At 57.6% G+C, this 330-nt stretch carries 1 pseudogene; it reads left to right on the plus strand.

Annotated elements, in window-relative coordinates:
- Window positions 1-82: 82 nt before the first annotated feature.
- Window positions 83-330 (plus strand): annotated as a pseudogene (locus tag AF337_RS44495) (SARP family transcriptional regulator); the annotation flags it as partial.

The following is a 330-nucleotide window of genomic DNA, read 5'->3' on the forward strand; positions in this document are numbered from 1 at the left end:
AAACAACACTTCTTTGACGCTGCTTTGACGGTAGGGCGCTACGACCGGTTTGCGAAGTTACGCAGAGGGATTTCAGCCGGTTATGCTTCAGTTCGATTATCGCAAAAGCATCGATCTTCCTTTCGGAATCCCGATTTCCCTTCCCGGTTGCTTGCCAGGCGCCGCAGGTATGGCAGACTGGTCTCTGGATGCCAGGTCTTCGACCTGCCAAACGAGCGCATCGGAGGCAACGGGGGCGGGGCCGGTGGATCGCATGAACAAGGGGCACGATCCGTTTCGGATGTTCCTGCTCGGGCCTTTTGCCCTTGTGGATGCTGAAGGGCGGTCGGT

Origin of the sequence: Rhizobium ecuadorense, assembly GCF_001187535.1 — a bacterium.
Classification (GTDB): Bacteria; Pseudomonadota; Alphaproteobacteria; order Rhizobiales; family Rhizobiaceae; genus Rhizobium; species Rhizobium ecuadorense.